10 protein-coding genes are annotated in these 14940 nt (G+C 49.2%); 5 read left to right on the forward strand and 5 right to left on the reverse strand.

All coding sequences use genetic code 11. The annotated features are described in order from the left end of the window. Positions 1-43 precede the first annotated feature (43 nt). Positions 44-1024: a LytTR family DNA-binding domain-containing protein gene (locus GJJ30_RS06115; RefSeq protein ID WP_154174238.1), complete on the forward strand. Its 981-nt coding sequence runs from the start codon at positions 44-46 to the stop codon at positions 1022-1024. A gap of 53 nt (positions 1025-1077) precedes the next feature. Here GJJ30_RS06115 and GJJ30_RS06120 read toward each other — a convergent pair whose 3' ends face one another. After that, positions 1078-1776, reverse strand: a complete 699-nt coding sequence (locus tag GJJ30_RS06120; protein ID WP_154174240.1) for a helix-turn-helix transcriptional regulator — start codon at positions 1774-1776, stop codon at positions 1078-1080. A 321-nt stretch (positions 1777-2097) separates the two neighbouring features. Between GJJ30_RS06120 and GJJ30_RS06125 the strand changes: the two genes are divergently transcribed. After that, positions 2098-2523, forward strand: coding sequence for a helix-turn-helix domain-containing protein (locus GJJ30_RS06125; protein ID WP_170299139.1), 426 nt, complete (start codon positions 2098-2100; stop codon positions 2521-2523). A gap of 66 nt (positions 2524-2589) precedes the next feature. Here GJJ30_RS06125 and dnaG read toward each other — a convergent pair whose 3' ends face one another. Continuing rightward, positions 2590-4581: a DNA primase gene (gene dnaG / locus GJJ30_RS06130; RefSeq protein WP_154174243.1), complete on the reverse strand. Its 1992-nt coding sequence runs from the start codon at positions 4579-4581 to the stop codon at positions 2590-2592. Between the two features lie 161 nt (positions 4582-4742). Between dnaG and GJJ30_RS06135 the strand changes: the two genes are divergently transcribed. Then, positions 4743-6089, forward strand: coding sequence for a vanadium-dependent haloperoxidase (locus tag GJJ30_RS06135; RefSeq protein ID WP_154174245.1), 1347 nt, complete (start codon positions 4743-4745; stop codon positions 6087-6089). A gap of 92 nt (positions 6090-6181) precedes the next feature. Here the strand turns inward: GJJ30_RS06135 and GJJ30_RS06140 are convergent, their stop codons facing one another. Continuing rightward, complete coding sequence (locus GJJ30_RS06140) at positions 6182-8074, reverse strand: amidophosphoribosyltransferase (RefSeq protein ID WP_154174247.1); 1893 nt, start codon at positions 8072-8074, stop codon at positions 6182-6184. A 652-nt stretch (positions 8075-8726) separates the two neighbouring features. On the opposite strand from GJJ30_RS06140, the gene GJJ30_RS06145 reads away from it, so the two are divergent. Further along, entirely contained in the window at positions 8727-11246 is a 2520-nt protein-coding gene (locus GJJ30_RS06145; protein ID WP_154174249.1) for a putative Ig domain-containing protein, read from the forward strand. A gap of 68 nt (positions 11247-11314) precedes the next feature. On the opposite strand, the gene GJJ30_RS06150 is transcribed toward GJJ30_RS06145, so the two are convergent. Then, the gene (locus GJJ30_RS06150; protein ID WP_154174252.1) at positions 11315-12427 is read right to left on the reverse strand and encodes a family 20 glycosylhydrolase; all 1113 of its coding nucleotides are present in this window, start codon (positions 12425-12427) and stop codon (positions 11315-11317) included. Positions 12428-12547: 120 nt separating this feature from the next. Beyond that, complete coding sequence (locus GJJ30_RS06155; protein ID WP_154174254.1) at positions 12548-14071, reverse strand: NADH-quinone oxidoreductase subunit N; 1524 nt, start codon at positions 14069-14071, stop codon at positions 12548-12550. A gap of 135 nt (positions 14072-14206) precedes the next feature. Between GJJ30_RS06155 and GJJ30_RS06160 the strand changes: the two genes are divergently transcribed. After that, positions 14207-14872, forward strand: a complete 666-nt coding sequence (locus tag GJJ30_RS06160; protein ID WP_154174256.1) for a hypothetical protein — start codon at positions 14207-14209, stop codon at positions 14870-14872. Positions 14873-14940 lie beyond the last annotated feature (68 nt).

The following is a 14940-nucleotide window of genomic DNA, read 5'->3' on the forward strand; positions in this document are numbered from 1 at the left end:
AATTTAGCACAGTGCAAGAAGTAGAATAAGAATTAGAGCCGCAATGACCGAAGTATTGCTAAATCTGAAATACATCAGAAGGCCTTTCAAGAGTCTGAGTATTTTGCTATTGGCGTTCTTCACATTTCAAGCTTTCAGTTGGGTGTTCGCTTTCGAAAAGAACGTAAGTATCGTAAAGAAGCTCGGTGGACCTCTCAGTTACATCTGGATTCTATTTCGGGGAGGAATTCTGCCGGAAATCTCGACCCTGATCATTGTGCTCATGCTTCTTAATATTTACCATGAAGCCTGTCAGATCAAACGTCTTGAACTAACCCCTAAAAAAGTGTTCAAATATGAGGTAAAAATTTTACCCGTAATGCTGATCGCTTTTTTTCTCTTTAATCCGGTTACGCAAACCGTCCGCTATTTACTGGTCGAATTCCCAAGTTATAACCTTGATCTTTATCTGGAGAACTATCTCCAGGGCACTTATAATATCAAACTTTATTTTACGTATTTGATTCCGGTCCTGATTATGGGGTATGGTGCGGTCAATGGATCATTGATTATTGACATCATGGAACAGCGCCGACAGCAAAAGAAACGCACGAGCGAAACACCAGATCCATTTCAGTCGTTAACTCCCCAGCCCGGTGCTTACCTGACGCACCTGAAAGTCAAAAGCACGTATGGCGAAACCATCATTGCCGTTCAGGACTGTTTCTGGTTCGAAACCGAAGATCGGTATTACTATGCCATACACCCGACCGGCCGGTTCGCGATCACCAAAACCATGAACGAATTGGAAGCGGAACTGAACCCGGAGATGTTTTTCCGGACCAAACGTAATTGTATTATCAATCTCAGTTTTGTTGCAAGTTACTCTTATTGGGAAAACGGCAAATATAGCATTCGGATGCAAACACCCAATAACGACGAGACGGATATGCCCCGGGCTCGTCTTCAGGATTTTAAAAACCGCCTTGTACGCTTCTCCGCTCAGGAAGTGGAGTACCTTCCTCCCAAGAGCGAGATTATTTAATGCATGCTTACGAACCAGAGGGTATTCTGGATTTCGTAAGTACATAAATTTATTCACAGGTATTCTTTCACGGAAATACCGTATCGGGCCAGATTCCGGCAACTTCCCAATTCCAGTTTTTGCGCAATGTTGGTTTTGTGATTCGCGAGCGTCCGGTAACTGATGTGTAGCTGATCCGCAATTTCGTACCCGGTAGCTCCCTGTGCAATCAACTTAAGTATTTCAAGCTCTCTGCCCGTCAAACGCCCCAGTTGCTGTTTCGTTTCGTCGGACATGACGTTCATTCCGTAATTTTTCAGCAAAAGTAAAAAACCGGGGCTATAATAATAACCGCCATTGCTGATGGTCTGAAAACATTTGTATAATTCATCCAGGCCGTCGTTGGCATACAGAAAACCGTAGAAGCCCTGCTGCATCGCGTTCGCGACCAGTTTCAGATCCGGTTTGCTGGTATACAGAATAAATTTGGTTCGCTGATTATCACTGCGGGCCTGTTGCACAATATCAACACTTCGCCGACCGGAAATCTCTGATTCCAGGATGACACATTGTGGTTGTTTAACCCGAATCTGCTGAAGCGTATCTTCCATTTCAATCGCTTTCCCAACTACGTTGTACCCTTGTGCTTTGAGTAACTGGCAAAGAACTTCACAATTGAATAGTTCGGCCTGGGCTACCAAGATAGAAAAGTCCTTTCGTCGGAGGGAAAACGAAGAGCCGGACGGTTCCGGTTTTGAATTGTTGTTGTTCATGTTTAAGCGATAGTAACCTGGCGTTCGAAACTACAATTTAATTATCCAATGTGATTTGTTAAGCGAATCGAAATCAATACTTTTCTGTGTGAAATAACCAAAATTCTAATCAGTTCATTTCAAACCTTCGACGTAGTTGATGCAATCAAAAAAGGCGTGGGAAGCGACAGAGAGAATCAACCGCTATATACTGCAAATTTGGTTATTTCACGCGAAAAAGTAGTTATTCCGTACGAAATGACTTTTTTACTTGAAATTGATGCTGTAGTTTTCACTTGTAATTCAACGAAAACAAGGACTGAACTACTAATATCAATAACAATGCGGAACGTTAAAAATTTATCTGGACAAGAAGTCGAACAACTCCGTCAAACGATTCGTGAGAGCCAAAGTAACGTTTTAAAGAAACGTTGCCAGTGTGTACTCTATAGCTACTACGGTTTAACCGTTAGCGAATTGATGGATATGTTCGCTGTAGATCGTCGCAGTATCTACAACTGGATGAATCGTTGGCAGGAAGACGGTGTTCAGGGTTTGCAGGATAAACCAGGTCGTGGTTTGAAACCGAAACTGAATCCGGACGATCAACAACACGTTGAAAAAGTGATCCAGGCGATGATGTCATTCCCCAAAGAACCACGTCAGGCACTGCAACAAATCAACCACCAACTGCCAAAGCCTGTTAGTCAGGATACGCTGCGTCGGTTTGTAAAGAAAATATCGAGAATAGACAGCATGGCTGCCTGATAATCAATATATAAAGTGAATAGTCAATGATGAAGGTAGGGTTTCATCGTTGATTATTCACTTTTTTTACGATACCACAGTTCCCAACAGCCGGCCGATTTCGATGTCTACTTTCTTGTAGTGCATGAATTCTACCATGAGTCGGTCGCTTTCCGCTGGATCAGTCGCCTGACCAATCAGCTGCTTTATTTCCCGCATTCGTTGCTCCGCAACCAATTTCTTCAATCGCAGAATATTGGCAAAAGCCGCATCGGCTAGTTTATCAACTTCCGTTGGTACGTAAATCTCGTGTTTTTGCCAGTTTTCGCTGAGCTGATGCCGAACCGTAACGAGGCCAATCGTCTGATGCTGGTACTCTGGATTTCTGTGCTGTAAAAAATAATCCGCCGTTCGAATCTCACTGGCCAGAAAGCCTTCCCGGATCTCCCGCAGCATTTCATTGAAAACCGGGGTCACAAATTCCATCGAACCCAGTTCGCTCAGCATATAATGACAGACCGAAATATCGGGTTCCAGTTCGTGCGCGCCGTAATTAACCAGTAAGCGAACGCATTCTTCTTCCTGGATGGAGAGCTGCGAGCGGTTTTGTGATTTTAGCGGATCGGCAACCCGGCGGTTGACGGGCGCTTCTTCTACCGAAAAATCATGTAAAATCTCCGTCAACTCTTCCGGCATCGGGGGCGGGCCCAGGCTGGCCGACCGGTTTGAGGCAGCGGTTTTGTCCTGTTGTTGCTTGAGCTGTTGTTTCTGCTGATTGAGAACCATCCGGTTACTTTCCGAAATCAGCGTTTGCTCATCGACCTGGAGCTGGCGGGCGGTTTTTTGAAAGAAGACCTGCCGTTTGATCGGATCCGGTATTTTCGAAATGCTTTGAATGACCTCCGAAATAATTTCCGCCCGTTTGAACGGATTATCTCCCGCATCCTTCAGCAGCATGTCGGTTTTGAACGTAATAAAATCGTTGGAGTGCTGGCTCAGGTATTTTTTAAAAGCTTCAGCGCCCACTTTCCGGACGTAGCTGTCGGGATCATCACCGTCGGGGAAGGTTGCCACGCTGACATTCAGGCCCTCTTCCAGCACCATATCCAGGCCGCGCAGGGCGGCTTTGATACCGGCTGCATCGCCGTCGTACAAAATGGTGACGTTCTGCGTGAAGCGGCTGATCAGACGTATTTGCTCGATCGTCAGCGAGGTTCCCGACGAAGCAACGACATTTTTGATCCCGGCCTGGTGCAGCGACAGCACATCCGTATAGCCCTCCGTCAGGTAACAGACGTCGTCTTGCCGGATGGCGTTCTTTGCCTGAAAAATACCGTAAAGAACCTGGCTTTTGTGGTAAACTTCGGTCTCCGGCGAGTTAATGTACTTGGGTTGATTTTTATCCGTTTTCAGAATCCGCGCGCCGAAGGCAATCACCCGGCCCGAAACATTATGAATGGGAAAAATCACCCGGCCCCGAAACCGGTCGTAGGTCTTGCCACCATCTTTTGATAGAATCAAACCGGCTTTTTCCAGCAGCTCCGGGCGATAGCCCCGGCGGCTGGCTTCCTGCAGAAGGGCATCCCACTGGTCGGAACTGTAACCCAATTCAAAGGATTGAACGGTGTTATCCAGAAAACCGCGTTCGCGGAAATAACTCAGACCAATGCTCTGGCCTTCGTCGGACGTCAATAAGTGAGAATGGTAAAAATCTTTGGCAAAATTCAGGACAATGAACAGACTTTCGCGCTCATTCTGCTTGATCAGTTCGTCGGGCGTTAGCTGCTCCTCCGCTACCTCGATGCCGTATTTCTTGGCTAAATGACGCAGGGCTTCCGGATAACCGATATTCTCGATGTCCATCACAAACCGCACGGGATCACCCGCCTTGCCGCAGCCAAAACATTTGTAGATCTGACGCGCGGGCGAAACATTGAACGACGGCGTCTTTTCGTTATGGAATGGGCAGCAGGCAATCCAGTTTTGACCACGCTTTTTGAGCGAGACATAGTCACTGACGACGTCGATAATATCCGCTGATTGGCGGATGCGGTCGATGGTTTCCTCCGGAATACGCATGCATCAAAGGTACGTAACTCCACCCGGTTTTGGCAACGTTTTTGCTAAATGAGTTACCGACGGTTGTGTACTTTGCCCGCCTTTTTTCCTTCTCTATGAAAACAGCAACACCTGGTAAACAGAAAAATTTAACACTGTTAAATTTGCTTCGACAAGCAATAATGATATTTATCAGTGTTTTCTTCCTGATTGAACTGAATAGCTGCCAAAAAAAGGCAGATGACGATGCGGTGACTCCTCAATCGAAAACCGCTGATCAATACAGTGCAGACGTGGCCCTTCGCTGGTCGGGTATGCAATTGTATCTGCTCCGGAACACGACCGGTTTTTCACCGCCGGTGGCGTCGCGGTCGCTGGGGTATGCCGGGTTGGCGTTGTACGAATCGGTGGTACCGGGTTTACCATCGCAGCGAACTCTGGCCGGGCAACTGAACGGATTGACGGATCTGCCGAAAATTGATCCCAAAATCGAATACTATTGGCCCGCTTCCGCAAATGCAGCCGAAGCGCAGATCCTGCGACAACTTTACGCGAATACCAGCGATGCGAACAAGGCAAAAATTGACTCCCTGGAAAAGCTGACACTGGCAGAATTTAAAAAAGAAACGGTTTCGGCAGAAGTACTGGATCGGTCGGCGGTTTTTGGGAAGCAGATAGCCGACGCCATTTTTGAGTGGTCGAAAACCGATGGGGGGCATGAGGGGTACAATCGAAACTACCCGGCCGACTTTAAAGTACCGGTTTTCAACGGTTCCTGGCAAACAACGGAGAATGGCCGGAAAATCCCGATGCAGCCGTATTGGGGTAAAAACCGGTTATTCGTGGTCGGAAATTCGACATTGCCCTTACCGAAACCGCTGGCGGTTTCGGCAGATGTGAAATCCCAGTATTTTGCTCAATACCTTGAAGTATATACCAAAAACAAATCCCTGACGCAGACGGAAAAGGAGATTTCCATCTGGTGGGCCGACGATCCGAGTGAAACGTTTACACCCCCCGGTCATTCGTATAACCTGGCGCGCATCACCATTCAAACCGCCAAAGCAGATCTCGGAAAAGCCGCGGAGACGCTCGCCCGCACCGGCATTGCCGTGGCCGATGGATTTACGATTTGCTGGAAACTAAAATTCGCGTATAATAATGAGCGACCTTACACCTTTGTCCGTCGGACCATTGATCCGGCCTGGATTCCGTTCTGGCCAGCTCCGCCTTTCCCGGGTTATTCGTCCGGACACGCCACGCAGTCGGCGGCTGCGGCCACGGTTTTGGCCGACCTATACGGTGAAACCTTTTCATTCACCGACGATTCGCACGTCAGTCGGGTGCGGGATGTAAAGCGAAATACGGATTTTAAAGCCCGGAATTTTACCACCTTCTGGGCGGCTGCCGAGGAGTCGGCCTATTCGCGTTACCTGGGCGGAATCCATACGCGGCAGGATAACGAAACCGGTTTGAGCGTCGGAAAAGAAATTGGAAAAAATGTAAATAACTTGAAGTGGATAAAATGATAAATGTAAAATGGCGAACGCCAAATGTAAAAGTGGATTGACAGCGGTCACTTTTACATTTGGCGTTCGCCATTTTACATTTATCATTTATTTCAATAGGCTCTCACGCCTTTGCCTTCCACAAAATTAACGAAGGCTTTGTTTACAACTTTATTGCCGCCGGGGGTTGGGTAATTACCCGTGAAGTACCAGTCACCGATGTGGTTGGGACAGGCTTTGCGAAGGTTTTCGACCGTTTGGAAAATAACCGCTACTTCGGCTTTCAGATCTTTCGGCGTCACGATCTCGGCTACTTTGTCCGAAATCTGGTCGTGTGTGAAGGGATCGTACAACGCCGTGACGTAGTTGGTCGTTGAAGCATTGCCCGATTCGATGGCCGCGACGCATTGCGCATAAATTTCGTCGACCCGGTTCTCCAAACCGCTTTCTTTCAGCAGTTGCAGCGTTGCCCGGAAGGCCACAAATTCCTTCATTTTCGACATGTCGATTCCGTAGCAGTCGGGGAAGCGAATCTGGGGGGCCGACGAAACAATGATGATTTTCTTGGGACCCAGCCGGTCGAGCATCTTTAGAATGCTTTTCTCAAGCGTGGTGCCGCGAACGATCGAATCATCGATAACCACCACATTGTCAACGCCTTTCCGAATGACTTCAAAAGTGGTGTCGTACACGTGCGAGACCATCTCGTCCCGTTGCGAATCGTCGGTAATGAACGTCCGCAGTTTCACATCTTTCGAAACAAGTTTCTCGATCCGCGGGCGGAACGACAGAAGCCGGTCGAGGTCCTGTTCAAACAGAATACCGTCCATGATGGCTTTCTTACGCTGCTTGGCCAGGTATTCCTCGATGCCTTCCACCAGGCCGAAGAACGACGTTTCGGCGGTGTTCGGGATGTACGAGAAAACCGTATTCTCCAGATCGTAATCAATTTCCTGCAAAATCTGGGGAATCAGCAGCTTGCCGAGCGTTTTCCGCTCGTTATAAATATCGGGATCGGAAGCGCGGGAGAAATAAATCCGCTCGAAACTACAAGAGCGTTTTTCAATCGGCTTGATAAATTCGTATTCGTCGTATTCGCCGTATTTATCAATGATGAGCGCGTGACCGGGCTTCACTTCGTGAATCTGATTGTATTCAACGTTGAACGCGGTTTTGATTGCCGGTTTTTCGGAAGCCACCACCACCACTTCGTCGTCGGCGTAGTAATAGGCCGGACGGATACCCGCCGGATCGCGGGCGACAAACGCAGCCCCAAAACCGGTCATGCCCACCATCGAATACCCGCCGTCGAAATCGCGGCAGGAGCGGTGCAGCACCCGTTGAAGGTCCATGTTGTCCTCGATGATATCGGAAAGATCCGGATTTTCGTAAATGCCCTTGAAGCGATCGAACACCCGCTGGTTTTCCTCGTCCAGAAAGTGGCCGATTTTTTCCATAACCGTGACCGTATCCACCTCATCTTTCGGGTGTTGCCCCAACGAAACCAGCTTGTTGAACAGTTCTTCCACATTGGTCATGTTGAAGTTACCAGCCATTACGAGGTTGCGGCTGCGCCAGTTGTTCTGACGAAGCATCGGGTGACAGTTTTCAATTTCGTTTGCGCCGTGCGTACCGTAACGCAGGTGACCCATCCAGACTTCTCCCGTAAAAGCAAGGTTTTCCTGAAGCCAGCGGGCATCGCGGGCTTTTTCCTTGTTGTTCTTTAGTGCTTTGCGGAATTTTTTATTGATTTTCTGGAAGATGTCGGCGACCGGCTGGCTGGCTACCGAGCGGTAGCGGCTGATGTAGCGGTGGCCCGGAGGCACGTCAATTTTGATGTTGGCAACTCCGGCTCCGTCCTGGCCCCGGTTTACCTGTTTTTCCATCAGCAGATACAACTTATTGATGCCGTATAAATGAGTGCCGTACTTATCGATGTAATATTGATACGGCTTGCGGAGCCTTATCAGGGCTATCCCGCACTCGTGCTTTATGGCGTCGCTCATGCCTGGTGTTTTAGTAGTTATGAAGGTAACCTCCGACGATTACTTTTCGTTCAGTTGAAGTTAAGGCAAAGTTACGAAAAGGGCAAAGTCTATTACGTACCAGTAACGATACTTTTTATAAAAATGATTTATCGCTACAATAAAAGTAAGCTGGCGTAGCAATGGCGACAATAAAAAAGAAAACGAAATTGGAGCGAATTACAGTTTGTATGTAAAAATATCAATTGTCTCATAGACAGCTATTTATGTTTTAATTAACTGAATTAAAAGAAGAGGTTTAATTGTTTTTTCACAAGATTTTATTTGCATAGTACTACGTGTTTGTATAATATTGAATGCAATAAGTAACTATAAGTCATCTTATTAGCAATACCATTAACTCTATCCACTATGATAAAAATGTACTCTCTCCTTCGGTTTCCGTATTCCCTTGGGTTAAAGTAAAGGAAATGGAAAAACCGCCGTCTTCACCCTTTCAGTAAGTACGCTTCCCGGTTTCGCTCTTTTTGATCTGCCAATGGATTTGGACATTGGATTATCAACGGTTTGTATCTGCGATTTGGTTTAACAGGACCTGGCATACAGGCGCTTGTCAAAACTTGATTTTGGCTTCTCCTTTTTGTCTTTTTCAGTCAACATTTTGTTCCTACCCATGAAAAAATCTACTTCTGATTACATTTTTGTACGTCAACCACTCTGCCCGGCCCGACTGAAATTCCTGTCAGTTTTGCTAATTCTCTTTTTAGGAACCACCTCCGGGCTCTTTGCCCAGATTACCGTCAATGGCTCTGGTAATTATTCAACCATCCAGGAAGCCATCGACAATGCATCAGCCGGTGCAACCATTGCCGTACCAGCGGGTACGTACAATGAAAATGTGACCGTCACCAAGTCGCTTACCATTACCGGCGCAGGCCGGACCAGCACAACCATCGTTGGACAGGCTGGCGGATCAGGCAACGCGACGGTTGAAGTGAATGGATCAAGCTCCGCCATCACCGGATTTTCCCTGACCGGATTTACAATAATCGGTTTAGAGAAAGGCCCTCCGGGCATTGAATATTCCGCGCTCAATTTAATCGGCACACTGAATACTACTTCGATTACGAACAATGAAATTGTTGCCAAGGGCGATCTGGGTCTCCTGACAAACTATGGAAGTACAATCAATACGATTACGGTAAGCGGAAACATTTTCTCCGGGAAAACTTTTGAAGGAGAAGATCCCGCTGTAATTGCCAGTTCGCCGGAGCAGTTCACCGTACCCAACGCAGCTCGCCCGCTGGTTTTCTTCAATGGCGGAGACGCCGGAAAACGGATTACCAATCTGACCTTCACGGACAACCAGATAACGGGTATTGCCGGAACGGCAACGGCGGGTAATTTACTCGTGAATATCGAGGCTGATAATGTTACAATTAAAGGAAATACCTTTTCCGGTTCCACCGGCGGCTCAAATCCAAGAGCTGCTTTGCGAATACGCGGGACCGGTTTTAGCGTAACCTGTAATACGTTTCAGGCAACATCCTGTACCAACTGCCTGTATATCGAACAGGATCGGCCATCTGAAACGCCATTTGCAGCCGGAACTCCCAACAGCATCGCGGGTGTTGCGGCTCAAAACACATTCCCGGCCGATGCCGCTTATCTGAGTCCCGGAAATACGCCAAAGTCGGTCTATGTTTTCACTTCAACCGCCCAGGCACAGGCCTACGCCAATTCCCCTAACACCGGACAATCCGTCATTGCCGCGCGTTTCATCGCAACTCCTGCCAGCCAGACCGTTAATGCCGGAGTAACCGCATCGATAACCGCCGTTGGCTGTGATGGTGGAACGGTTTCCTGGAATCCGGGCGGGGCGTCCGGCGCGTCATTCACGACACCGGCTGTAACGGCTACCACTACGTATACGGCTACCTGTACGCCCGCGGGCGGAGGTTGCAGCTTCACAGCTACGGCCACGGTGGTGGTTCCGGTGGTGACGGGCAACTTCGAGGGATTCATGCAAACCGTAAACTGCAGTAATCTGACGGGCTGGGTTTGGGACAAAAATAAACCTAATACGCCCCTGCAGGTTGGTTTATACGAAGGAGATAACCTGATTACCATCATCAATGCCGATAAATTCCGGCAGGATTTGCTGACGGCCAACAAGGGCAACGGTATTCATGCGTACAACATTCCGACGCCCGAAGAATTGAAAAATGGCATCACCCACGTGCTTACCGCCCGCGTGTTGAATAGTACTTACCAACTGAAGGATTCGCCAAAACCGCTGACTTGCGGAGCCACTAACCCGGCGCCGGTTGCGCCTGCGGTTGCTCCGCTGTCGGCCACCATTAACGTGGCTTACACATCGAGTGCGTTGCCAGCTTTTACGGATTCTGACCCATTGACGTATGGCTTGACGGGCTTACCCGCTAACCTGACTTTCGACGCAACATCCCGCGTCATTAGCGGTACGCCAATCGTTGCCGGAACGTTCCTGTTGAACTACACCGCCAGCGATGGAACCTCCACCAGCTCTACTAGCGTCACGCTGACCGTAACCGGCACAAGTTCAGGTACGGTAACCGGCAATTTTGAAGGTTTCCTGCAAACCGTTAACTGCAGTGTCTTCACGGGTTGGGTTTACGATAAAAACCAGCCCAATGCACCCATAACCGTTGAATTCTTTGAAGGCGGGAACAGCATTGGTGTCGTCGAAGCCAGCAATTACCGCCAGGATTTAAAAACCGCAGGCAAGGGAAATGGCTACCACGCTTTCAGCGTTCCAACTCCGGCGGGTTTGAAAACCGGTACGACCCGGGTCATCGGCGCACGGGTGTTGAACTCGACTTACCAGCTAAAAGATTCGCCGAAATCGTTGAATTGTCCGTCGCCATCGACGCGTTTGTCGGCTTCTACTGCTGAAGGTAATAGTCTGAAAGTGAATGTATTGGGTAACCCGGTTGCGGAGCAGGTGGATGTTGAAATTCAGGGTGCGGAAAATCAAGCGCTGCGTTTGCAGATCAACGATGCGCAGGGCCGGATCGTGACCGAACGCCTTGTGCCGAACGCCGGGGCCATCGAACGCCAGACGCTCCGAGTGGGCAACCAGCCCGCCGGTTTGTTATTTCTGCGCGTGAGTGTTCCGGGGCAGGTTCGCACCCTCAAACTGCTGAAACCGTAAAGGTTCGATTCATTTACTAAATGAAAATCCCGCTTTGACGACTCAGAGCGGGATTTTTTATGATCAAATTAGCGGGAAGCGGTTTTTCCAATTTCGTCGTACAGGGCCCTGAAACAATTGGATGCGGTATTTCCGGAATCATCCGACTTTTTTCGGCCGTAATATTCGTCCAGAAACGAGCCGGCATCCGACCAGACCGTCTGAATCATTCCGTGAAACCGGTCTTTCATGGCTTTGGTCGACGTTGCCCGAAATTTGATCATGTCCTCCAACTGGAGGACCGCATTTTTGGGCATTCGCCACGGGCAGGTCATTACTTTCAGGCCCTTCATGGCAAAATAAACCGGAGTCTGGTCGGGGCGTTCGTAATGCCAGTCGCAGATCATAACGTCTTTCGGAATCAGATCTACGGCGCGGTGCGTGTTGTTCATGCTGGCTTCCCACATGCCCAAACCGGTGGTTTTTCCGTCCAGCAGCCGGTCGCCCCAGATCCACAACGTGCGTCCGTTCTGCTCCAGATGATCGCGGATCGTTTTCACTTCCCCCGCAAATAACTCGGCTTTGTCGCGCCCCGAACAACGCGGACATTTATCGTCGCCGATGTAAAACACCTCGTCCATGCCCGCGTGAAAAGCATCGGCCTCAAACACTTCGCAAATCTCATCGACCAGTTCAAACACCACTTTGTGAACCTCCGGATGCAACGGACAGTAGCTCTTGCAATACAAACCATCTGCGTTGGGCCACTTGTAACTGACCGGCATTTGAACATGCGGAGTTTCGTCAAATTGGGGATAAACCCGCAGCAGATTGTGCGTTTTGCGCGCCCAGGACTGGTGCCCAAGCAGATTGATTTGTGGAATCAGCCGGATATTGTTTTTCTGACAGACCTTCACCAGCTTCCGGACATCCCGTCTGGACAACGAAATACTGTCGCGCAGTTCGGGATGACTTTTGAATTCGTAATTGAAATCGACTCTGAGAATCAGGGTATTTACGTGCCGGGGTGCCAGTTCTTTCTCGATAAATGTCACAAACTCATCTACGCGATCGGTTTGGGGAGCGCCGATGCAAAAACCGCGAACGGGCAGTAAACTATCGACCGGTATCTGGGCCGTCGACGCATTATACAGAAAAAGAAAACCAATCAATACGTAAAGTTTGGCGATTTGAGTTTTCATGGGTCGTGAGAGAAAGGAGTGAAGCAGGAGGAAGAGGCCTGCAATGCGGTCAAAAATACAAAAACTGCCCTACAGTAATCCGGAATTTTCGAGTATGATTGCGCTTGCCCGACCTCCCAACTACAAACGGCCAATCCACTGCAAAATCCACTCCGGTTTGAAAAACAGAATCAAAACCGGTACGGTCAGCACGGTGGCTAAAACGAGTTGCGGGCGGCTAAATCGAGTGTCTGATAAATGGGCGTCGGAAGCGGGTCGGAAGTAGAGCAGGAAAGGAATCCGGAGGTAATAAAATAAGGACACAACGGCATTCAGTAAACCGATACCAAACAGCGCCAGCAGCCAGGGATTATTGTCGGTCTGGTAGGCTTCCAGCAGGGCCGAAAACGCCAGGAGCTTAGCGGTAAATCCCACCGTTGGGGGTAGTCCCGTCAGGGCGATCATAACCGCTGTGAGGGCAGCGCTGAGGAGTGGTTGGCTATAGCCTAATCCACTGAAATTCTGTATAGTTAAACTGCTATTTTGCTGCGCCAGCAGATCAATCAGCAGAAAGGCCGCCATGTTGATAAACACATACGTGGTGATGTAAAACGTAGCCGCTTCAAAACCGGTTTCGTTGAAAGCCATAACCCCCACCAGCAGAAAACCGGCGTGGGCGATGGACGAGTACGCCAGCAGTCGTTTCGCATCGGTTTGCCAGAGTGCCGAGAGGTTGCCCAGCGTAATACTGGCTAGCGAAATAACCGCTATTGGTGTCTGAAAAATACCCGGAAGGGCGGTTAGCACTCGCATCAATATAAGCAATGCTGCGGCTTTGGGAGCTATTGAAAAAAAGGCGACTACGGGCGTTGGAGCCGCTTCGTAGGTGTCGGGCGTCCAGACGTGAAACGGCACGAGCGACAGTTTGAAAAGAATTCCGGCCAAAGTCAGAAAACCGGCGACGTACACCACAAATGAATCATTTTGAGTCAGTTGTCCCATGGATTCCGACAGCGTGAGTGTTCCGGTCAATCCGTAGAGCAATGACATGCCGTATAACATGATGGCCGAACTGACAGCTCCAAAAAGCAGGTATTTCAAACCGCCTTCCGATGCCTTGCGGCTGGTCGAAAGCGCCGTCAGTAAATACGAACTGATGGAAACCAGCTCAATACTGAGATAAATCGTCAGCAGATTGATCGACATCGTCATCAGATACAGGCCGAGGAGCATCCCGAGCAGGATCGGAAGCCAGTCGAGGGGCAGCTCGTTCCGGGGGCGGTCCACCACCCAGCCGTGCAGAATCGCAAAAAAAGCCGCCAGGGTAACCACCAGTTTGTAGAAAACCGCCTGGTTATCAAGCAATAATACCGAACTGAAAAGAAAGCCCTTTTCCTGAGTCCATTGGCCAACAACCAGCCATCCCGATGCGATTACCGCTGTCAGTGAAAGGGCGTACAGCATCGAGCGGTTTTTGAAATTCGGAAAGGAATGGGCTACGGTTGCGCCTGATTCGGACGAAAAACCGGCTAACTGCGCTTTGGGGCGGGGAGCAAGCAACAGATCGGCAATGACGACAAGCACAATGGCGAAAACCAGCGCCAGTTCCGGCCAGAAACCGGACAAGCTCCGTAAACTATCATTCAGTTGATCAATGAGTTGCAAAGCGCGGATAAATAGGCAGAATTTGATGGCGGTAAAGGTACAAAAAAAGCGTACTGGTTTTGGCGTTGGTTCGTTATCTTGTACGGACGAATACCGTTTTCGACTTCGATCAACCGTTTTAATGCACTACTACCCATGAAAGCAATGCTGATTTTGGGCCTGCTCGCATTCGGGCTGACCACCGCAACCCGCGCCCAGGGCGTTTTTCTGACCGACGTCAACGGGCAGGTGCTGCGGGCTAATAAATACGTAGACGTGCAGGGGTCGCCGTATCTGAATGAAGCCTGGAAGGTCGGTTCGGTTACGGCGGCCAATAATAAGTCGTATCCAAACCTGAAAGTTCGTTACGACGCCCACGCGGGCGAACTCGAATATCTGCAGAACGAACAGCCGTACCGCCTGAGTCCGTCAGCCATCAGGGAATTCAGGATTACCGACGACAAAGAGCTGGTGTTCCGCAACGGTTTTGCTGCGGTGAACAACAATACACCGACAACTTTTTACCAGGTTCTGGTCGACGGGCCAACCAAGTTGCTGAAGCAGTTGAAAGTCAACATCATCGAAAACAAACCGTTCAATTCGGCAACGGTAACCAGAGAGTTCCAGAAGCAGGAACTGTATTTCATTGCCAAACCGGATGGAGCCCTTCAGCGGATCCAGAAAAACAAAAAATCGGTGCTGGCCGCGTTAACGGACCAGAAAGAGCGCGTCGAAAAGTTCATCAAAGAGCAGGATCTGAACCTAAGCGACGAAACAAACCTGATCGCGCTGCTGGAGAGTTACAATACTTCTGACCATTGACGATTGCTGATTGACCATTGATATAGCCGGTTGTCGATTATCAATGGTCGATTATCAATGGTCGGTGG

The sequence above is a fragment of the Larkinella terrae genome, assembly GCF_009668025.1.
Classification (GTDB): domain Bacteria; phylum Bacteroidota; class Bacteroidia; order Cytophagales; family Spirosomataceae; genus Larkinella; species Larkinella terrae.

Coding starts and splice junctions, on each gene's coding strand:
- GJJ30_RS06135 (WP_154174245.1), top strand. CDS start 4,743: ATGATATTTATCAGTGTTTTCTTCCTGATTGAACTGAATAGCTGCCAA.
- GJJ30_RS06115 (WP_154174238.1), top strand. CDS start 44: ATGACCGAAGTATTGCTAAATCTGAAATACATCAGAAGGCCTTTCAAG.
- GJJ30_RS06125 (WP_170299139.1), top strand. CDS start 2,098: ATGCGGAACGTTAAAAATTTATCTGGACAAGAAGTCGAACAACTCCGT.
- GJJ30_RS06160 (WP_154174256.1), top strand. CDS start 14,207: ATGAAAGCAATGCTGATTTTGGGCCTGCTCGCATTCGGGCTGACCACC.
- GJJ30_RS06120 (WP_154174240.1), bottom strand. CDS start 1,776: ATGAACAACAACAATTCAAAACCGGAACCGTCCGGCTCTTCGTTTTCC.
- dnaG (WP_154174243.1), bottom strand. CDS start 4,581: ATGCGTATTCCGGAGGAAACCATCGACCGCATCCGCCAATCAGCGGAT.
- GJJ30_RS06150 (WP_154174252.1), bottom strand. CDS start 12,427: ATGAAAACTCAAATCGCCAAACTTTACGTATTGATTGGTTTTCTTTTT.
- GJJ30_RS06145 (WP_154174249.1), top strand. CDS start 8,727: ATGAAAAAATCTACTTCTGATTACATTTTTGTACGTCAACCACTCTGC.
- GJJ30_RS06140 (WP_154174247.1), bottom strand. CDS start 8,074: ATGAGCGACGCCATAAAGCACGAGTGCGGGATAGCCCTGATAAGGCTC.